This is a genomic window from Nostoc sp. PCC 9305 (assembly GCF_963920915.1).
Classification (GTDB): domain Bacteria; phylum Cyanobacteriota; class Cyanobacteriia; order Cyanobacteriales; family Nostocaceae; genus Nostoc.
Genome location: NZ_CAWUDN010000214.1, coordinates 1 through 3853, shown reverse-complemented (window position 1 = coordinate 3853; position 3853 = coordinate 1). Strand labels below are relative to the sequence as shown.

Sequence of the window (3853 nt, the reverse complement as noted above, 5' to 3'; positions counted from 1 at the left end):
CTTGACACCAATGGCGAGACGCCCACCCCACAATAAATAGTTGTATATTTTTTTAGTAGGACTTACGCACGAGTTACGGGATAACGAACCACAGAGGCGCAGAGGACACGGAGAAATCAGAGTTTGAGAGATATTTTGCGTAAGTCCTAATTAGTTGGAAATCCATAACTGACTTTACCAAATAAACACTTATCCTGTAATGTAAATTGCATAGTTTTTTATCAACCAGCTATGCCACGCGGAATCAGAGTTCGTACAGAGTGCATTAAACTAGTCAAGCAAAGGATGAGACAAAAATCCCAAAAAATAGAAAAAATAAATAATTCTCCATCATTTCCTCCTTCCTTAGTCTCTACTTGCGAACTTGAATATCCAGAAGGGGAAGTAGCATTAGATTCTCTTTTTTATGTAGAACGTCCTCCTATCAAACAGCGTTGTTACGAAGAAATCAAAAAACCAGGTTTCCTAATTCGCATCAAAGCACCGCAACACATGGGTAAATCTTCACTCCTAGCGCGGATTCTGCATCAATCAGAAAATCAAGGAAATACAACAGTAGCTATCGATTTTCAGCTAGCAGAAGAGGAGTTTTTCTCCGACTGTAGATGATGGAATTGTCGAGTTCAACAGGCAATTCAATGTTACAAACAATCATCAAGTCCAACAAATTACTTCTAGCAGCTTTGATTTTCGTATCAGCAGCAACATTCAATAGTCCCAAAGTTGATGCAAGAAATAGCCAGAATTTAAATGTAACATCAACTGCGATCTGCACTGCGTGCAGCACCGAAGGTATCGCACTAGAACCAGAATGGAAAAAATTCTCTCCAGATGAAGGTAAATTCTCTATTCTCATGCCCGGTGAGGAAATTTCAGACATCACACCAGATAAAAGTCAAAAGCCTGACGGTGTTGAGTCTACAAAAATGTATCTGAGTACTAATGAAACAAATGTGTTTATGGTTAGCTATGCTGACTTTAACAATGATGTGACTCAGATTCCTTCAAGTGAATTATTGGATTTCGCTGTACAAGGGATATTAGAAGATGGGAAAAAATTACTAAGTCAGGAAAATATTACTCTAGGTGCATATCCCGGCATAGAAATTAAGCTGTGGGATGAAAAAGAAGGAATTTTTATGACGGGTAGAGTTTTTATTGTTAATCAACGGTTGTATATACTCTTCGTTGGAAGCGATAAAAATCCTCAAGTCAGTGATGTCAGAAAGTTTTTTGACTCCTTCGAGTTGATACAGTAATTATCTTACTAGTTGCTGAATAGATTTTTTTAGCAACGATTAGGACTCCTGTCTGATTTCTGAACAAAATTTCAAATGAAACCCTGATAAAACAGCCTTTTCAGTCTCCGAATGTTTTCAAAAATCAAATCGGAGTCCTATCTAACTCTTGTATCTTGTGATTATTGATACAAATAAATTAAAAAATTCTTTCCAGCAATTCTGCCAAATTGCCAAATAAGTTGCCTTTTACCCGAATAATTGGATCATTTTCAGCTAATATGGCATTGGCACAGTTAGACAAAAATCTTAGCTTTAGTATCTATTCCAAATTAGGTCTAATAGCTTTAGCAATAGTAATTTTGACTTCAGATAAAAATTTACCCTTTCTAAATAAAGACCTTCTCAGACAAGGGCAATTATTAAGGAATTAATATATATGATTATTACGTTGATTATAGCTTGGATAATCTTCATAATATTATGGAAGTTGCTGAAAGTAACCGTGAGTACTGCATTAACTCTTGCGGCAATCCTTGTTTTATTAAATATTAGTTTTGGCATTACTCCACAAGATATTTGGCATTATGTAACGCAGTTTGCTCAAAATCTGTCGCAGATCCAAACTGGAAAGTAAAAATCTATACTTCACTTTTGCGAATGAAAGGTGAAGTATAAAATTATGAAATGACAACCTTTCTTAATCAATTGTTATTTAATGCTGAAATCTTGGTTAAGGCATCCTTAAAACTCGGTGGCAACTGACGCATAATCTTGCCTCTGTCGCGATCTAAAGCCACTAATGTCACCTTAGCCGTGACGTATAATTCTTGTCCATCAGTTGAGACAATGGCATAATCCCAATTGATGCGGACACCTGTCACCTCAGCCATGCGCGTTTTTACCATCACTGCCATACCCAATTGAACTGAACGGTGATAGCGCACCGATAATTCTACAACTGGTAAATCGCAACCTATAGCGGCTAAATCAGCAAATTCAATCCCTATAGATCGCAAACATTCATTCCGCGCTTCTTCCATCCAAGCTATGTAGGAACCGTGCCAGACAACACCTGCATAGTCAGTGTGGTGGGGTTGCACTCTGACAAGATATTCAAACCAATTCCCAAACTCGTTAGTTGATGGATTGTCAAGGGCGCTGGTTGGTGGCAATTTTGCTTGGCTGGGTTTTTCTTCTGACATCTTCAAATTTCTAAGTGCCTATAAATTTTCCAAATTATTGAATAGCATAAAAATTAATTGCGTTGCCGGACTTCTTGATTTAATATTTACCTTCCGAGCATAGGGAGTGTTTTGTTATGCAGCCTAATCTCCGGCATGTGAGTGTTGTTACTTTATCTCTACTTAGCTTACTAGGTTTTGGGATGGTGTATCCAGACAATAACCAGGTAAACACAAATGCAAGGTTGAGGTACGAATCTGGAGAAAAAGCTCAAGCTTTACCCAAGAATAATCAACTCTCAGAAATTGCAAGGCTCAATGAAGAAGCTATCAAAGAATCTCGTCAAGGTCAATCGCAAGAAGCGTTGCAGAGATTACAGAAAGCATTAGTCATCAGCAGAGACTTTGGAGAGCGCTCTTGGGAAGCAGTAACATTCAACAATATTGGCAGAATCTACCAAAGTCAAAAAAATTATTCTGAAGCACTTCAATCCTATCAGCAAGCTTTATTAATTAACAAAGAACTTGGGGATCTGGTTCGACTTGGCAAAACCTACAGTAACATAGGTTACTTATTCGATATCCAAAACCAGCCAGAGTTAGCAATTTTTTTCTACAAGCATTGTTTGATTAATCGTGAGAAAGCTCGCTTGAAGCCATCAGCACTGAGTGCGCCGCAACCAGAAGCTTACAACATAACTGTTAGCCAGACATATCGCATTTTGGGTGAACGATTGCTGAAACAGGAACGTGTTGCTGAAGCACAAAGGACAATGGATTTACTCAAAGTTGAAGAACTAGAGGAATATCTCCAGACTGTGCCAGGTAATCAACGTACTGTCAAAGGTATTAATATAGCGGCAACAGAAAAACCAATTAAACAAAAGTTGGATCAAAGTGTGGATAATGCTGTTGTGCTGGGTAAAGAACTGACAACACTACGGAAAATTTCCCCCAAAGAGCGATCGCTCGAACAAAAACAACGAATCGAGCAACTAGTCTTAAATCAACAGCAACTTCTAGATGGATTTAACCAATTTATCAATAGTCCTTCAGTGAAAGCACAGGTAGAACAAATTAGCCGTACAGCTAGACGGCAAAATTTGGATTTGGAAAGTCTCAACGAACTTCGAGATAATTTGGCGCGATTACCGCAAAAATCGGCATTGCTCTACCCACTGATTTTAAAAGATAGTTTGGAATTGGTATTGGTAACTCCTGAATCTCCACCAATCCATCGCACTGTGGCTGTAAAGCGCGAAAACCTCTATCAAACAATTGATGCTTTCCGTCAAGCTTTAATCAATCCCAGTCGAAATATCAAAGCACCTGCACGCCAATTGTATGACTGGCTAATTAGGGGTTGCTGAAAAATGAAGAAAAGGTGACAGTATCTAAATTATTAGACTCTAGAAGTATATTCAGGTGCAA

General features: G+C 38.2%; 4 protein-coding genes and 1 pseudogene. 4 read left to right on the top strand and 1 reads right to left on the bottom strand.

What is annotated here, in order from left to right; all coding sequences use genetic code 11:
• Nucleotides 1–285 precede the first annotated feature (285 nt).
• The 3 genes from ACM0OX_RS35245 to ACM0OX_RS35235 all read left to right on the top strand — a co-directional run bounded on the left by ACM0OX_RS35245 (nucleotide 286) and on the right by ACM0OX_RS35235 (nucleotide 1875).
• Nucleotides 286–609, top strand: a complete 324-nt coding sequence (locus ACM0OX_RS35245; RefSeq protein ID WP_414519807.1) for an AAA-like domain-containing protein — start codon at nucleotides 286–288, stop codon at nucleotides 607–609.
• Nucleotides 610–638: 29 nt separating this feature from the next.
• The gene (locus tag ACM0OX_RS35240) at nucleotides 639–1259 is read left to right on the top strand and encodes a hypothetical protein (RefSeq protein ID WP_414519805.1); all 621 of its coding nucleotides are present in this window, start codon (nucleotides 639–641) and stop codon (nucleotides 1257–1259) included.
• A gap of 418 nt (nucleotides 1260–1677) precedes the next feature.
• Complete coding sequence (locus ACM0OX_RS35235) at nucleotides 1678–1875, top strand: hypothetical protein (RefSeq protein ID WP_414519804.1); 198 nt, start codon at nucleotides 1678–1680, stop codon at nucleotides 1873–1875.
• A 67-nt stretch (nucleotides 1876–1942) separates the two neighbouring features.
• Here the strand turns inward: ACM0OX_RS35235 and ACM0OX_RS35230 are convergent, their stop codons facing one another.
• Nucleotides 1943–2443, bottom strand: coding sequence for an acyl-CoA thioesterase (locus ACM0OX_RS35230; protein WP_414519802.1), 501 nt, complete (start codon nucleotides 2441–2443; stop codon nucleotides 1943–1945).
• A gap of 116 nt (nucleotides 2444–2559) precedes the next feature.
• On the opposite strand from ACM0OX_RS35230, the pseudogene ACM0OX_RS35225 reads away from it, so the two are divergent.
• A pseudogene (locus ACM0OX_RS35225) lies at nucleotides 2560–3783 on the top strand (tetratricopeptide repeat protein); the annotation flags it as partial.
• Nucleotides 3784–3853: the final 70 nt, after the last annotated feature.

Bases quoted from the DNA above. Each gene is read 5' to 3' on its own strand.
- ACM0OX_RS35240 (WP_414519805.1), top strand. From the start codon at position 639: ATGTTACAAACAATCATCAAGTCCAACAAATTACTTCTAGCAGCTTTG.
- ACM0OX_RS35235 (WP_414519804.1), top strand. From the start codon at position 1,678: ATGATTATTACGTTGATTATAGCTTGGATAATCTTCATAATATTATGG.
- ACM0OX_RS35245 (WP_414519807.1), top strand. From the start codon at position 286: ATGAGACAAAAATCCCAAAAAATAGAAAAAATAAATAATTCTCCATCA.
- ACM0OX_RS35230 (WP_414519802.1), bottom strand. From the start codon at position 2,443: ATGTCAGAAGAAAAACCCAGCCAAGCAAAATTGCCACCAACCAGCGCC.